This is a genomic window from Dubosiella newyorkensis, from assembly GCF_001945605.1.
GTDB lineage: Bacteria > Bacillota_I > Bacilli_A > Erysipelotrichales > Erysipelotrichaceae > Dubosiella > Dubosiella newyorkensis.
Genome location: NZ_MPKA01000087.1, coordinates 1 through 15,498 on the forward strand (window position 1 = coordinate 1; position 15,498 = coordinate 15,498).

The 15,498-nt window shown below is 46.8% G+C and carries 12 protein-coding genes; all 12 read left to right on the top strand.

All coding sequences use genetic code 11. The features are described from left to right. The first annotated feature begins 232 nt into the window (after positions 1-232). The 12 genes from BO225_RS08940 (at position 233) to BO225_RS08995 (ending at position 15,489) form a co-directional block, all read left to right on the top strand. Positions 233-3,781: a tape measure protein gene (locus BO225_RS08940; RefSeq protein ID WP_076341892.1), complete on the top strand. Its 3,549-nt coding sequence runs from the start codon at positions 233-235 to the stop codon at positions 3,779-3,781. 1 nt (position 3,782) lies between these two features. Beyond that, positions 3,783-5,324 carry a distal tail protein Dit gene (locus BO225_RS08945; RefSeq protein ID WP_076341893.1) on the top strand — a complete coding sequence of 514 codons (1,542 nt, stop codon included), beginning with the start codon at positions 3,783-3,785 and terminating at the stop codon, positions 5,322-5,324. Further along, positions 5,321-9,070 (top strand): phage tail protein, encoded by a 3,750-nt coding sequence (locus BO225_RS08950; RefSeq protein ID WP_076341894.1) that lies wholly within the window; start codon positions 5,321-5,323, stop codon positions 9,068-9,070. The genes BO225_RS08945 and BO225_RS08950 overlap by 4 nt, the downstream gene beginning before the upstream one ends. Positions 9,071-9,084: 14 nt before the next feature. Next, positions 9,085-9,870, top strand: a complete 786-nt coding sequence (locus BO225_RS08955) for a hypothetical protein (protein WP_076341895.1) — start codon at positions 9,085-9,087, stop codon at positions 9,868-9,870. Next, positions 9,867-10,430, top strand: a complete 564-nt coding sequence (locus BO225_RS08960; protein ID WP_076341896.1) for a hypothetical protein — start codon at positions 9,867-9,869, stop codon at positions 10,428-10,430. Before BO225_RS08955 ends, BO225_RS08960 begins: the two co-directional genes overlap by 4 nt. Then, a complete protein-coding gene (locus tag BO225_RS08965; RefSeq protein WP_076341897.1) occupies positions 10,427-10,960 on the top strand; it encodes a hypothetical protein in 534 nt (177 codons plus the stop codon). Before BO225_RS08960 ends, BO225_RS08965 begins: the two co-directional genes overlap by 4 nt. Before the next feature lie 6 nt (positions 10,961-10,966). Further along, on the top strand, positions 10,967-13,441 hold the full coding sequence (locus BO225_RS08970) for a DUF859 family phage minor structural protein (protein ID WP_076341898.1): 2,475 nt from the start codon (positions 10,967-10,969) through the stop codon (positions 13,439-13,441). Positions 13,442-13,516: 75 nt separating this feature from the next. Then, positions 13,517-13,690, top strand: a complete 174-nt coding sequence (locus BO225_RS08975) for a type II toxin-antitoxin system HicA family toxin (protein ID WP_076341899.1) — start codon at positions 13,517-13,519, stop codon at positions 13,688-13,690. Between the two features lie 38 nt (positions 13,691-13,728). Further along, positions 13,729-14,106, top strand: a complete 378-nt coding sequence (locus BO225_RS08980; protein ID WP_076341900.1) for a type II toxin-antitoxin system HicB family antitoxin — start codon at positions 13,729-13,731, stop codon at positions 14,104-14,106. Between the two features lie 40 nt (positions 14,107-14,146). Then, positions 14,147-14,767: a carbohydrate-binding protein gene (locus BO225_RS08985; RefSeq protein ID WP_076341901.1), complete on the top strand. Its 621-nt coding sequence runs from the start codon at positions 14,147-14,149 to the stop codon at positions 14,765-14,767. 11 nt (positions 14,768-14,778) lie between these two features. Beyond that, positions 14,779-15,066: a phage holin family protein gene (locus BO225_RS08990; RefSeq protein WP_076341902.1), complete on the top strand. Its 288-nt coding sequence runs from the start codon at positions 14,779-14,781 to the stop codon at positions 15,064-15,066. Continuing rightward, a complete protein-coding gene (locus BO225_RS08995) occupies positions 15,067-15,489 on the top strand; it encodes a hypothetical protein (protein ID WP_076341903.1) in 423 nt (140 codons plus the stop codon). Positions 15,490-15,498 lie beyond the last annotated feature (9 nt).

Below are 15,498 nucleotides of genomic sequence, written 5' to 3' on the forward strand. Positions count from 1 at the left end.
TTCAGATATTTATCGACCGTTCTGCGATCGACATCGAGTTCACGGGCAATCTTGGATTTGTTCAATTTCAAAACACCCTCCTTCATAAGCGGCATAAGCTTGTTCAAATCTGTCAAAGAATCAACACGCAACGAGTTGTTGATTGATAAAGTAATGATCATAAAATCCTCCCTGCAAATAAGAGAATTTTACAATCTTTTTTTAGAAATTGTACATATTTATCTCATCGTTTATGTACATATTTATCTTATCGTCTACAGCGCAGGACAAAGCATCGCCGAAGATTGAAAAAGTCCAAGAGGCGGCAGAGGGGCTATCGAAAACCGACATTGAAACTAAGATCGAAGCGGTCGACAAAGCGACCAGCAAGATCGAAAAGATCAAAGCGACCGCTTCAGGTATCGCGAAAAAACCGTTCGAGATCATTGCAACCATAAGAGACAAAGCAACGAGCAAGCTAGATTCGATCAAAACAAAAGCGGTGGCCATAGCTAAAAACCCCCATATCCTTGTTGTGCAAGCAAAGGATGCCGCTGGCAACATCTTGGATGGGATCAAAAACAAGCTGAAAGGTCTGCAGAAAGAGGCTGATGATACGAGCCGAAGCATGAGCGCCATTAAATTCGGCGCGCTCATGGAAGTCGGTAAAAAAGGTATTGGTTTGATCACGAGTCAATTTTCGGGATTCGTTGGAGAAATGAACAACTCAAGCAAAGCCTGGAAGACATTCGAGGGGAATATGAAGGCTTTTGGAGCTTCAAGCGGAGAGATCGAGCGTGTAAGAGGGACACTATCCAAATTTGCGACAGAGTCTATATATAGCGCTTCCGACATGGCTAGCACGTATTCCCAGCTTTCGGCGGTCGGTATAAAAAACTGTGACAAGCTCGTCACCGGGTTTGGCGGCCTTGCGGCAGCAGCTGAAAGCCCTCAGCAGGCTATGAAAACGTTGAGTCAGCAAGCGACACAGATGGCGGCAAAGCCAACTGTTGCCTGGGCGGATTTCAAGCTCATGCTTGAACAAACACCGGCAGGAATCGCCGCTGTCGCAAAACAGATGGGCATGACCACATCCGAGCTGATTTCCAATGTGTCAGAAGGGACCGTCGCGACGCAAGATTTCTTTGACGCCATTTCAGCTGTTGGTAACAATGACGCCTTCGGTAAAATGGCCACCCAGTATAAAGGTGTGGATGAGGCGATGCAGGGGCTGATGGAAACACTGCAAGTCAAACTTGCTCCGGCATTTGATAAGCTAAGCCAGGTGGGGATCGATGCGATTTCCAAGCTCGCGGACGTCATCGACAGCTTCTCTCTAGATCGGTTTTCAACGGTCATCAACAATGTTAAAAAGACGTGGGACAATTTCAAAAACGGATTTTTAAATACTGGCGCTATAGAGGCTGTAAAGGCCGCATTTAACGGTTTGGGGGATATGATCGGAAGGGTGGCTACCTCCTTGTCTGGCGATGCGGCGAATGGAGCGAAAACGTTCGGGGAAGTCATCGGATCGGTGGCGCGCTTTATTGCGGATGCCGTAACGGCTATCGCGGATTTAGATGCAAAAACAGGCGGAGTCGTCGGCAAACTCGCGGCTGGCGTTGGCGCCGTCATGCTTTTTTGCGGATCGTTCAATAGATTGAAATCCCTCGCATCTGGCGCTCTCGGAAGCGTTTTTTCTTTATTGAAAAAAGCATTACCGAATCCATTCAAAAAATTGCCATCGGGGGCAGCGCCGCCATTAAATCAAACAAAAAGCAAAGTGGCGCAATGCGTCGACTCCATTGGAAATATGTTTAAGGGTATTGGCACCGGGATCAGCACGGCGTTCAAAGGGGTCGGAAAAGGAATCAGCACGGCGTTCCGTGGCATTTCTTCGGCTATCTCTAGTTTGAATCCGGTTGGAGTGCTGGCATTTGCTGGAGTGGTCGCCACCCTGACGGCGGCGTTCCTTGCGTTGGCCGCGTGTAAAGATATCGTGTTGCCGTTCCTTCAGGGGCTGGCCGATATTATGACTGGCGTACTAAATACCGCAGTTCAAATTTTTGTGGAAGCGCTGAATCAGTTGGCTCCGATACTGCCAATCATCGCAGAATCATTGGCGAAGCTATCTCCATTAGTCACGGCTTTTGGGGAAGCGCTTTCGGCGGTAATCGAAGCCATTGGCACGGCTATCGCTACGATCGTTGAGGCTTTGACGCCAGTGATCGAGATCATCGCAAACATGTTCACGAATATCGTTCAGATCATCGCGAATGCGATTACACAAATTATTTCAGTATTGGCTCCATACATTCCGGAAGTAACAAAAATGGTGGAAGCGACCAGCCAAGCCGTACAAGCAATTTGCGACGCATTTACGAACCTCGTTAATCAAGTCAACCCAGCGTTGGAGAACTTGAGAAACATTGTTGAAACCGTATTCAGTGGTGTCTGCGACGTCTTGAATGAGTTTAAAGGGATCGTCGACTCGGTGTTCGAAGGCGTTTCGGGTGTTTTCGAATCGTTTGGAAATATGGTCAATAATGTCTTGTCTGGTGTGGCGAGTGTGATCGACTCGATCGGTAATGCATGCCTGAATGCGGGAAAAGGGTTTGACCTTTTGGCACGGGGAGTGGAAAGGTTGACGGGGCTCAATCTGTTTGATATGGGTGCGAGCCTAGCAGCTGTCGCGACAGGCGTAGGGGCTATTGCTGCAAATGCTTTGAACCTAGGCGATACCGGAGCACAGATGCAGTTATTGGCGACTGGACTTACTATGATTGCAAACAATGTAGAAAGCATAGTTTCAGCAAGCGCACAGATGCCTCAAGTTGTTGCCCAGTTCCAGAATATGAGTACCTTGAGCGGGCCATTGTCCTCTGCGTCATCAGCCTTGACTAGCTTTGCTGCCTCGGCTGCTGCAGCCGGAGTTCTTCTGGTGGCGGCGAGCGCAAGCATGGCGATCCTTGGATCTGCTGTGAAAACATGCGCTTCGTCTATGTCGTCTTTAAACGGTCCGGTTCAAGCTTTATCAACCGGACTGCAAAGCCTTGGAAGTATGATTACCGCAGCGATCTCTCGCTTTGCTTCGCTGTCCTCTTCGGCAATATCTTCTTTTGCCCAAGTCGGACAGGGGGCTGTAAAAGGGACAAGCCAAGTTAAATCCGCCTTAAACCAAATGATCCAGGCGATGAATCAAGCAGCGAATAAAGCAAAAAGTGCAGGAACACAGATCGGGAACGGGATCTCCAATGGAGTGCGTTCTGGAATGGCTAAACTGCCTTCGATCGCTTCTAGCGCTTTAGCATCGATGTTTAATGTTTTGAGCGCCGCTAGAGGGCGGGCTTATTCCTGTGGAGCGTATATTGGTCAAGGACTCGCTTCTGGACTGAATGCGTCTGTGGGTGCGGTCCAAGCTGCAGCCGCACGACTGGCAGCGGCGGCCGATGAAGCCATCCGGGCGAAGGCTCGGATCAATTCGCCTTCTAAGGTTACGGCCGAGGATGGGCGGTATATTGGACTGGGACTAGTAAAAGGAATCGAAGGGACATATCGGCAAGTCCAAGGCGCGATCGACAACATCATGGATCTAACTGCTATGGCCGCGGATCCAATGGCATTTGCATTCGCGGGCGGGCAATTCACACAGGCGTCGGATTACTCGTATGGGATCAATGTCGCCGTAGATGTTCCACTCTATGTAAACGGTCGTGAATTCGCAAAAGCGACCTCGGAAGACTACGAGGATGTCACAGAGAAACGATCGAAATTTTTGAAAAAAATGAAAGGAGAACGATAAAATGTATGAATTTCACGATTTAATGCCTGCCACTAAAGGCGAGGTCAAAGATCGTATGGCTGAATCCTTCTCCTTTAACGGGGTCTGGATCGAAGACGAGATACCACAATTCGTCGTGACCGGAACGACCGGTCGTGAGCTGATGGAAGCCGAACTTGATACTTTCGAGGTCGGCTTTTCCAACGGCTCTAAATACAGAAAAAAGCGCTATCCGGAAAGAAAGATCACAGTGCATTACATGATGGGCGCGCAAACAGATCACGATTTTCGGCAGGCTTATAACAAGCTGAACGCCCTGCTTGATCCAGAGCAGGCGCAGCTTATCTTTGCCGATGAACCGGATAAATACTTTGTGGCGACAAAAACCGAAAACTCGACCGTAGAACCAGGCAAGAATTTTGTTGTCGGCGAGATCGTGTTTACTTGTACAGATCCTTTGAAGTATTCTACCGTCACTAAGTCGTTTACAGCCACTCTGATCGAGGGAGTGCTTACCGCAAACATCGAAAATAAAGGAACCGCAGCAGTCCCGATCGATTACAAGATCCACATGAACCATGAAAATGGATACATCGGGATCGTTTCGGAATCAGGGGCCATGCAGTATGGAAAAAAAGAAGAGGCGGACGGCAAGATCGTGGAAATGAATGAACGACTCTTGACCATGACAAACTTTTTTAACAAAGCAGATGATGGCGCATCCGGCGTGGACTATATGCATCCAAACTATGATGCAACAGGAACTTTAGCTGTTGTCAATTGGTGGGATCAACAATGGCTTAGCTTTGGCAGTGCCGGCCCGAATCCAGGACAGGCTATGACAGGTGGTCAGCGCACTGTAGCGGTACCTGCCGATTCGAATGGACACGTAGGGGCGAAGAATTTTTACTCTTACTTTTTTGTGGTTATGTGGGCTGGTCTGATGGGGCAAGTTGGAGAGTTTAACATCAATTGGTTGACAGCCGATAATAAACAGATTGCCGGTGTCAACTGGTATAAACAAGATCTCTCTGGTAATACCGCCCACTACGAGTTATGGAGCGATGGAAAGATCCTTGCGACTTACTCATACGAATCCAGTCATGAAACCAACAAGAACCCTTGGTGGAGAACAAATGGGCACTGCGATCTGCGAAAAGTCGGCCGAAAGCTTACTTTCTACTGGTGGGCAACGTACCCATCATTCGAGATCCCCGAAATTGAAAACTGGGAATGCGCCAAAATCTCAATGGCATTCAAATGCCATCCGGTTTATCGGAACAGGTTGGTTACTCATATGGGTATCCGAAGCTTTATCTTTGATAAGCTAGGTGTACAGCACTGGAAGGACGTACCGAACCGATATCCAGGAAACGCTGATATGATCGTGAAAGGCAACGAGGGCAAGATGTATTTTAGAGGGATGCCGAGGCCGCAGGATGAGATGACGGGCACCAAGTACTTTCTGGCCAAACCGGGTGTAAATAAGGTTGAGTTTTATCACTCGTCTTTTAGTTCACCGGCGCCGACGATCACTGCAGAAATCAGGGAGGCATGGTTATGATCAAACTCACATCTCGAATTGCAATTCTAGACCAGAATGATACTGTTGTGGCTTTCCTGGACAATAACGTTCCTGATGGTCTTCCTTTCTGGGATGATGAGCTACACGAGTATCTGGAAGGAACGAGCAACACGTTTACTTTTAAAACGGACGCAAAGCATCCCGACTCTTTGCACCTTGTTGAGGGCTATAAGATCGCTTTTAAAACCGATCGCAGAGACTACTATCTCAATATCATGATCGTGCATCGCGACGAGAACGAAGTCGAGATCGAAGCGTGGTCCACGAACCTGGAATTGCTGAACGAACAGGTTTCGGGAATCGATCCGGGAGAGGCGCATTCGTTTTTGTGGTATAAGAATAAGTTTGATCCTGAAAACACCGTGCAGATCGGCTTAAACGAGGTCAGCGACAAGCAAATAAAGAACAAATGGGACGGCGAAAACACCGTCCTTTCTCGTTTATACAGTTTGGCCAACGTGTTTGATGCCGAGCTCGAATTTGTGCCGCAGCTCAATCAGGATTACTCCTTGAATAAGATCGTTATGAACGTATATCGTGCGCATTCCGACACCGTACAAGGCATTGGAAAAGCGAATGTCTCTAACCTTGTGTACGGCCGTGAGATCAAAGGAATCAAGAAAACAAGCGATATCACCGACCTGTATACCTGCATCTATCCACATGGCGGAACGATCGAAGGCAGCGATTCCAAGATTGATATATCGGGCGTTAGTCATACGGTTAAAGATAAAGATGGAAGAGTCGAATTCTTTACGGATGGTGCATTGATCCGTGCGCCTCTCGCTCGTGATCGTTTCCCGTCTTTTATGAGCAAATCACAGGACCGCTATGTCCTTGTCCACTGGGATTGCGATGTTACGGATAAGGAAATGCTGTATGGTCGAGCACTAGCCGAGCTGAAAAAGAACTGCACGCCGAAGGTCACTTACGAAATCGAAGGCTATGCAGATACTGGAATCGGCGATACGGTGCGGATCACAGACGAGGAGTACAACCCGATCTTGTACTTGGAAGCACGTGTGACGGAGCAGGTGCGAAGCATCACCGATGAATCAAGAAATAAAACGATTTACTCGAACGTCGAGGTCTTGAAGTCAGAAGTCGATTCGTCCTTGATGGCACGAGTCGAAGCTTTGATCAAAGAAAACAAGGTATACATCGGGCAGATCATGAGCGACAACGGCATCCAGTTTGTCAACGGGGAAGGTAGTACGACACTGACCGCGCAGGTCATGGATGGCGTCGTTGACATTGCTGATCAGTATCAAATCGTGTGGAAGAAAGATGGAACACAGATCGCTACAACAAAAACAATCATCGTTTCTTCTGGCGATTTTGGCGCGCAAGCCGTATACGGCTTTGAGGCGATCAAGGACAGCAAGATATATGCACGGGCCGAGGTAACATTGACCAATGTGCATGACGGTGTGACGCCAGAGCCTCTTTACTTGCATATTCGCTATTCGAACGATGGAGGGCAGACCTTTACTGGCAACAGTGGCAAGACGGAAGGCAAATGGATGGGGCAGTATAGCGATCATCTGGAAGCGGACAGCGAAAAGCCGAGCGACTACACCTGGGCAAAGATCCGAGGCGATGATGGGCAGTCTCTCGTGAGCATGACGAGGGAATTTTACATGTCGACCAGCAACACAGCTCAAGAGGGCGGATCATGGAGCGCTACTCCACCGACATTTGATGCAGCTAAATATCTTTGGGTGCGGTTTAAGGCTGTCTATAAAAACCCGGACGCTATTGCTTACTCTGATCCTGAGCTTGACGGCACATGGAGCGCCACACTGCAGGCAATCGACACCGCCAATCAGGCAGCGACAAGCGCAAGCAACGCAAGCCAGAGCGCACAGAATGCAGCGCAGCAGGCCGGAGAAGCCGTTAATAAAGCGCAGGAGATCGAGCAGGAGATCGGCCCGATCAAGACCGGAATCCAGGAAGCGAAAGATGCGGCGGCCGAAGCAAAGCAGGATGTGGCGGATGCGACCGAACAAATCCTTTTGGATATTTCGGGATCATATGCGACAAAGAGCGAAATGGCAGACATGGAAGGCGATCTGCAAACGCAGATCACGGCGAACGCCGACGGGCTGAAAAGCAAGGTATCGAACACAGAGTACCAGCAAAACAAGGATGCGATTGACGCGGAGTTGCTCAAACAAAATCAGGCTCTCCAAAAGGCGCAATCGAACCTTGCGGAGCTGCAATCCAATCAATCGGAAGCGAACCAAAAGCTCACTAAGGCCGAAGCAGACTTGAAAGCAGCCAAAGACGCTGTGACCGCACTCGAATCTGACCAGGCGACGACCACGGAACAGCTGAACGCCGCTAAAACGGCACTCAATGCCGCACAGCAAGCGGTGGACAAAGCGCAGGCTGACGTGACACAGGCGAAAAAAGACATCGCCACAGCGCAGGGGCAGATCAGCGGGATCCAGGATGGCATCACGGACTTGACAAGCCGGATAACGACGGCGGAAACAGGAATTGAGCAGAACTCGCAGGCGATTGCTTTACGGGCGACGAAGACCGAAGTCAATACGGCGATCCAAGGGGCGAAGGACTACACCGATGCCCAACTCAAGGTGGAGGCGGGCAAGATCACGCAGTCGGTCAACTCGGTTAGTACGAAGGTCGACAAGCTCACATCGCAAAAACAAGAAACTTATTACTACCAATCCACATCCAACACCACACAAACAGGAGGATCGTGGAGCACGACCAAACCAAGCGAAGCATCTGGAAAATACATCTGGATGAAGATCAAGTTTACTTTCGTCGACGGAACGACAAGCGAAACATCACCAATCTGTATGACGGGTGCTACTGGAGCGCCGGGAAGCCCGGGTGCAACAGGGAAGGGTGTTAAGTCTACGGCAATCACTTACCAATCCGGCACATCGGGTACGACAGCGCCAACAGGATCGTGGAACGCTACGGTGCCAGCAGTAAGCCAAGGTCAATATCTCTGGACGAGGACGATCCTCACCTATACAGACAACACGACAAGTACAAGCTATTCTGTATCCTACATCCCTAAAAACGGGACCAACGGCACCAATGGTACATCTGTGACTGTATCGAGCACATCGGTTACTTATCAAAAGTCTTCGAGCGGAACTACTGCACCTACTGGTACATGGGTTAATTCGCCTCCTGCAACAAATGCAGGCGAATATCTATGGACGAAAACGGTTGTCAATTATTCGGATGGAAAATCTACGACCGCTTACAGTGTGTCTAGAAACGGTTCTAATGGTACAAACGGAACCAATGGTACTTCTGTTACTGTCAAAAGCACAGCCGTCACTTATCAGGCAGGTGCTTCTGGGACAACGGTTCCTACTGGCACTTGGTCAACAACGATTCCGACGGTTCCGGTCGGACAGTTTTTGTGGACGAGAACGATCGTCACTTATTCGGACAACAAAACGACCACGAGCTATTCCGTATCAAGGCAAGGGACAGATGGGACAGATGCTTTTCTGATCGTCTACGACACGCCAAACGGATTGGAGTTTACCGCCTCACAAAAGACCTTGACCATTACAGCCAAGGTTTTTAAAGGCGGTAAAGAGCTTACCGACACTCAAGTCAACGCTTTCGGTGCGATCAAGTGGTATCAAGTCGGAGTGGCTGCAGCGATCGCAACGGGCAAGACATTGACCCTTACAACGCCGAAAGAAGTCTATGCGACGCTGGAGAATTAGAAAGGAGTGAGAGAATGGAAATCAAATTAACGTCTGATATGTTTGAGCAAGGTAAACTCGATCCTTATGCTTCTGTCGGAAGTGACTATGCGGCATGTAAAGATTCTTCCACGCACTCGCTTCACGAGAAAAGAGTTCGTTCAAAAGATCTTATTCCTTGCGGATCAGACAGAAAAATCACCTTTTCTGGAGATAATTCTCATTTAATGATATGGATTCTTGAATTCGACAAAGATAAAAAATATTTAGGAATTGGCAAAGGATGGAATTACTTTACAACTTATACGCTAAAGTTTGAAACTGCTTATGTTGCATTTATGATTGCTAGAAATCCAAATAGCGCATATCTTGATGTTTCGCTTTTAGATACCCTTTCGCTTATTCCCTACCACGATGATTGGATGTCCATTAAAGTCGACAGGTATCGAGGACAATGTTCGACATGGGCTACTAAACCTTATTCTGATTGGGGTATTAAAGCTGGAGATGTTGTAACGTTTCAGATTCGAATCAAATCTACATCAGGCAAAAAGCTTCATGCTCGTATAGAGTGGTTCAATTCTGACAATGATAGAATTTCTATTTATCCTGAAACCGTACAAGTTATTGAGAACAGCGAAGGTGTTTCAACCATAACGCTAACAGTTCCATCGGATTATTCACAAATGGGATTGTGGTTAGATGCTAATCTAACAACGCAAACTCATACGGAAATAACTACAGAGCTTGTCAAAGCTGATATCTTTGTAATCGGTTCGAGCATTCCTTCGAATCTCGACCGGGGGGGGTACTTCAGATGAGTAACTACCCTGAACTTCAAATCGTTAATACTCCCGACGGGTTAGAATACGCACGTGGTTACAATATCTTATCTGTTTCGAAAGCCGTGATACAAGAAATCGGAAGAAGTGGAGCTTGTTCGGTTTCAAGGGTCGTTTCAGGCGGAGGAATAGATATTACTGTAAATTCCGATACAAGTGGAATAGCAGTACCAAGGTTTCAATCCTTGAATCTTCCCTATGGTTTAACTGATTATCGTTTAACTTTCGATATGTGGGCGGAAATTCCCGATGGGGGAAATTCTTTAATTTGCAATGTAGGTATTTGTGATGCCAATTCCAAAGGATTTGCTATTCCAACAACACGAACTGAATTTTCAAACGTACATCATCCAAGGAATTCCTATATTTTTGATAACACCTATCACGGTTTTGTGGATTTTGAAATCAGAGCTTCTTCAGGAGCAATGAAAGCCGGAACGGTAATTCATATCCGAAACATCATGGTTTCTTTAAGTTCAGATAAATTTGTGTATAGATCAAACCCTGCCGATCTGGTCGGGGGGGGGGGTTGCCTATGAGCATTATTGCTAGAGGACTACCTCTTACGGTTCGGAACAGCATTGATGAAGCGATCCAGAATACCGCATCTCAGCTGGAACAGCGCCTGTCAACGTCGATCGCACAGACCGGGGAAAGCATAAAAAACGAGGTTTCGCAGCAATACTATGCGAAGGGAGACACTGATAAATTGATTGCAGAAGCATCAACGATTCTTACCCAAAAATACAACAGCTTCGAGATGTCGTTTAATTCCTTCAAACAGATGGTAGACAGCAACCAAAACCTGACCAACCAGGAGTTTGCTACGATCACTAAGTTTATCCGTTTTATCGATGGGAACATCTTTTTAGGGGAGAACGGAAACAACCAGATGCTCAAGATCGCAAAAGATCGGATCTCTTTTCTCCAGGGGCAAGCGGAGGTTGCTTACATCTCCGACAGCACGCTGTACATCTACGACGGCGTGTTTTTAAATTCTTTGCGCATTGGAAACTTTGCCTTCGTTCCGCGAGCAAATGGATCCTTGGACTTCAAGAAAGTGAGGTGATGATCTATGGCCTACGGAAATTGGCATGGCGCTGTATGGCGCAATGTTTGGGCCAGCGCCTACTACTCGATCGATGTGCAGTGGGACTACTGTCAAGATATTGAGGCAAATAAAACAAAGATCTCGATGATGGCGATCCGTCTCCATCGTCTGAACAGCGCTTACTATTTCTACAATGCTTACGGCAAGGTAGGGATCGGAGACTTTAATGGTGGCAAGTTTGAGTCGACAGTATCAATGGACGTCAGAAATACGACGCTTCAAACTTTTGCCCTGACAAACCGGCACAGCGAAGTCGAGCACAATCCTGACGGATCGTGGCCAACGGGCAAAAAATGGGGTCAATGGATGTTCAAGGCAGGCATCAATGGATACAACACGCCAGAGGTGGGATGGACAGTATTCAATATTGATGGATCGATCCCTAAGATCCCTAGAGCAACCGTTCCAACAGTGAGCGCAGAAAGCATCAATATGGGATCTGAGGTCACGATCAACCTCCCAAAAGCAACCAGCAGTTTCACACACGATATTTTTTACAAATATTCCAGCGATTCCAGTTATACAACTCTTGCAACTGGTGTAACTGGGACATCACAAAAATGGACGCCGCCAGTATCTTTAGCAAGCAAGATACCAAGTGCAACAAGCGGAACATGGAATATTTTGGTAAGAACAAAGTCCGGCAGCACGATCATAGGCGATAAGAGCATCAATATAACGCTCAGCGTCCCATCAAACATTGTGCCGAGCATCTCATCTGTGGCCGTAGCTGAAGCAACGGCCGGGATCGCAGCACAATTCGCCGCCTATATACAAGGCAGGTCGACTTTTAAAGTGACGGTGGCCGCAGCCGGAAACCAGGGAAGCACGATCAAAAGCTATTCGGTAAAAGCGGATGGCAAAACATACTCAAGGGATAGTAACGTCTTTACAACACAGACCATTAACGGTTCTGGAAATTTGAACGTCGTTGCTACTGTTACCGACTCACGGGGGCGAACGGCATCGAAAACAGTAACGGTCGCTGTGTCTGCTTATTCATCGCCATCTGTCACGACCTTCAAAGCCGTACGGTGTACAAGTGCAGGCGTGGAAAACGAAGAAGGAACAGCAGTCAAGATTTTGTTTAATTTCTCGATCGCTGCAATGGGGAACAAAAACACACGATCTTTTAAAATCCAACAGCTTAATGGCAACACATGGACCGACATTCACACGATCACGGATTCGTATAGTACGAATTCAAGCATCATCAAAACCGGTCCTTTTTCTGTGGACAGCAAATTCAGCTTCCGGGCTGTTGCGGCGGACTTTTTCACGAGCGCTACGGTGTACTCAGATGTATCGCCGTCTTTTGCGTTGATCAATTTCGGGGCAGGCGGTAAATCTTTAGCGTTTGGTGGAGTGAGCTCGAATGATGGATCATTTGAGTCGTATATGGCCACAAAAGTTTACAACAAATTTCAGGTTCCTATTGCCAAAGACTTAACTGATAATGGCGTACCTTTTGCGGGAGCTGGACCGGGATTAACCGACCTGACTCAATTATCGAATTATCGTAGCTTTATCGGAGCACTCGCTTTAAACGGCGTGTGGAATAATGTTTTGAGTATACGGCACAGAAATGGATATTCTGATGGAAGCAATTACGGAATGTATATCCGAAGCGCCTTAACATCGAGCGGTTCCTTATTTTATCGCCAACAATATAGCGGTAATTGGGCGAGCGAAAGGATGATTGTTGATAGCTGGAATTATCCAGAAGCAACCAAGCGTTATCACTATCGTTTTTATTGTCCTTCGGGAGGTGGCGCAAGATGGGTCCATATCGGCGATTTCCCATCAAATACCGGAGGGACAACACATGCGATTACGATTTATACCGGCAATGGGTTTAATGGTCGCTCAGATCAAAACAGTGAAATAGAAATTAGAATCAAGCCTGCAGCCGAAAACTATGGGACTACTTTTTGGGTTAATGGGTATTATCATAATTCGATCCAAGTTAAAGTCTATACTCAGTCTACATCAACACCTTGCCAGCTTTGGGTATATTTCCCGTGGGCATGGTATTCTGGAAGCGTAGAGGTATATACAGAAGGAAGTTTTAACTTTAGTGGTGCCAATCAAACCGGAACACCAGCGCAGCCAGCGAATACAGCAAACGCCCCAGTGGCGAATATAACCCCTGACATGCGAGGCTATCCAATCGGATCAGTTTTCGAATGCACTGCAGCTAGTATTTCGAACCCCGCAAATGTGATGGGTGGAACGTGGCAAGAAATTCGTGCTGTGTTTGCGAATATTAATAATTCGAATCAGGTTATTGATGTGGCGGGCGGCGCAACTGCTAATGGTACGAATATTGATTTATATGTTTTCAACGGATCGAATGCACAAAAGTTTTTGATACAAGGTTCGCCGGCTGGACAAAATACAGCTCGACATGATCTTCGTATGTGGATTCGAACACAGTAAATTATATAAAATTATTTAATTTAAGAGTTGAAACTCTTGAGATTATATAGTATTATATAAACACAAGGAGGAACCATGAAACAAAGAGAGCTTATAAAGAGGCTAGGAAAACTTGGATTCCATTTTGAAAGACATGGCGCGAACCATGACATTTACACAGATGGAAAAACAAAAATTCCCATTCCAAGACACAAAGAAATAAAAGAAGCCTTAGCAAAAGCCATTATCGAACAAGCGGAGCTCAAATGAGCACGCTTGTCGATATCTATGTTTTATGAAATAAAAATATGAAAAAATTAGTATATCCGGCTGAATTTGTAAAGCAAGATGACGGATCTTATTTGGTGTTTTTTGTCGATATTCCCCAATGTATGACAGAAGGAAAAGATTTACCAAACGCGCTTTATATGGCTGAAGATTGCCTGAAAACATGGGCACAAGCAATGGTTGATGATGGACTTTCATTACCAACAGCAACCAGCGGAGAAAACGCGAAACCAACAAAAGGGGGCTTTATTAGTCTAGCAACCGCAGAATTAAAAGACTCTAAGCCGGTGATCAAATCAGTTAGCCTTCCTCATTGGATGGCTGACGAAGCAGCAAAAGCACATCTAAGTTTATCTGGCGTATTGCAAGAAGCACTTTCTCAAAAATTAAGTATGTAGAAACCTGTCGAAAGACGGGTTTTTATTTTAAGGAGGCAAAATGCAAATTTATATTGAATACGGCTTAAACGCCACAATCAAAAATATTTCTTCTGTAAAGACCGAGCAATGCTATGCCCCGGTCTTTTTTGATGATCCAATTGATATCGACAAAATCGAAGGATACATGACCTATATCGGATCGGACAGTCAGACGCATGCAAGTTTTGATCAAGCCACGTGGGAAGCGTACGAAAGAGCAAAAGAAGAAGAGAGAGCACGGAAACAGGCGCAAAAGATGCTCGACGACTTGTCTTATAAGACCGTCCTCGACACCGCCACCGACGAGCAGGCGCTTGTCATGCGGCCACTCTATCCAATGTGGCAGGTCGATCAGGTCTACAAAAAGGGGGCGTATTTGCAGTATGGCGGCAAGCTGTACCGCGTACTCCAAGACCACACATCGCAGGCCGACTGGACGCCAGACAAAGCCGTGTCGCTCTATGTCAATGTCGCCGATCCGCAAGACCCGTTTCCACCGTATAAGGCGCCTACGGGAGCACATGACGCCTACAGCAAGGGTGACGGGATTACTTTTGAGGAAAAGCATTACCGCTCGAAAATCGACGGGAATGTGTATAGTCCGGCCGAAAGTCCGGATAGCTGGGAGCTTGTAGAATAGGAGGTAAATATATGGAATTTCTACAATCTTATTTCAATCTTTTAATTGTTGGGTGCTGCGTTGTGATTGGGTATGTATGGACGACGTTCACGCCGGAGAACGATTTGAGCCGACGGTATATCCCTGTAGTGATGGCCGTACTTGGAACGATCCTGGCATGTATTGATGCACGAGGCGTGAGCCTTGAAATTATCCTTTCTGGATCGGTGAGCGGCCTGGCGTCTACCGGATGTTATGAGGCATTTAAGCAGTTAATTCTTAAGCCTAAGTGGATTGAAGACAAAGCAGAGGAAAGGTAAATGGAAGAGGTAATCAGTGCGTATGGCTTACCGACTTTGATTGCGATTGGAAGCGCTCTTGTGGGCGCTTTTTTCTCGTATCGCGAATTTCGAAAAAAAGCGTATGATCATGCAAAAGAAATGATTGATCTATCACCAGAAACAGCAAAGGCAGAAAGGGATCATATCCGCAAGGATGTCGATGATCTGAAAGATGAAGTTAGCGCAATCCGAGAAAGTGTAGATAGCCTTGTGAAATCCGACTTAGCCAATCGGATGCTCAAGCTCGCTGATAAAGCACAGTACTATAAACATCTTGAATACTGTCCCATCGAAATGAAAGGCTTGCTCAAGTCTGAATTTGATCGATATTTTGATGAAGGCGGAAATCATATCACCCGGGATCTTTTAAAAGAAGTCCTGGCGTTACCAAATGAGAAATAGGAGGAAATA